1 rRNA gene is annotated in these 1,286 nt (G+C 52.6%); it reads right to left on the minus strand.

Annotated features, from left to right (window positions below):
- Positions 1-3: 3 nt before the first annotated feature.
- Positions 4-1,286: ribosomal RNA gene (locus tag AYR66_RS28070) — 23S ribosomal RNA — on the minus strand; the annotation flags it as partial.

Below are 1,286 nucleotides of genomic sequence, written 5' to 3' on the forward strand. Positions count from 1 at the left end.
AGGGAGATCAAGTCTCCGGGAAGTCTCATCTTGAGGCAAGTTTCCCGCTTAGATGCTTTCAGCGGTTATCTCTTCCGAACTTAGCTACCCGGCAATGCCACTGGCGTGACAACCGGTACACCAGAGGTTCGTCCACTCCGGTCCTCTCGTACTAGGAGCAGCCCCCCTCAAACTTCCAACGCCCACGGCAGATAGGGACCAAACTGTCTCACGACGTTTTAAACCCAGCTCACGTACCACTTTAAATGGCGAACAGCCATACCCTTGGGACCGGCTACAGCCCCAGGATGTGATGAGCCGACATCGAGGTGCCAAACTCCCCCGTCGATATGAACTCTTGGGAGGAATCAGCCTGTTATCCCCAGAGTACCTTTTATCCGTTGAGCGATGGCCCTTCCATACAGAACCACCGGATCACTATGTCCTACTTTCGTACCTGCTCGACTTGTCAGTCTCGCAGTTAAGCACGCTTATGCCATTGCACTATTAGCACGATGTCCGACCGTACCTAGCGTACCTTCGAACTCCTCCGTTACACTTTGGGAGGAGACCGCCCCAGTCAAACTGCCTACCATGCACTGTCCCCGACCCGGATAACGGGCCAAGGTTAGAACCTCAAACAAACCAGGGTGGTATTTCAAGGACGGCTCCATGGCAACTAGCGTCACCACTTCAAAGCCTCCCACCTATCCTACACAGATTGGTTCAAAGTCCAATGCAAAGCTACAGTAAAGGTTCATGGGGTCTTTCCGTCTAGCCGCGGGTAGATTGCATCATCACAAACACTTCAACTTCGCTGAGTCTCGGGAGGAGACAGTGTGGCCATCGTTACGCCATTCGTGCAGGTCGGAACTTACCCGACAAGGAATTTCGCTACCTTAGGACCGTTATAGTTACGGCCGCCGTTTACTGGGACTTCAATCAAGAGCTTGCACCCCATCATTTAATCTTCCAGCACCGGGCAGGCGTCACACCCTATACGTCCACTTTCGTGTTTGCAGAGTGCTGTGTTTTTATTAAACAGTCGCAGCCACCAGTTTATTGCAACCCCTTCACCCTCCTGGCGCAGGCCAGTCAAGCTACAAGGGCGTACCTTATCCCGAAGTTACGGTACCAATTTGCCGAGTTCCTTCTCCCGAGTTCTCTCAAGCGCCTTAGAATACTCATCTCGCCCACCTGTGTCGGTTTGCGGTACGGTCTCGTTAGACTGAAGCTTAGAGGCTTTTCTTGGAACCACTTCCGATTGCTTCGCGGCATAAAGCCGCTCGTCCCATACCCTTGAATCA

Origin of the sequence: Noviherbaspirillum denitrificans (genome assembly GCF_002211445.1) — a bacterium.
Taxonomy (GTDB): domain Bacteria; phylum Pseudomonadota; class Gammaproteobacteria; order Burkholderiales; family Burkholderiaceae_D; genus Noviherbaspirillum; species Noviherbaspirillum denitrificans.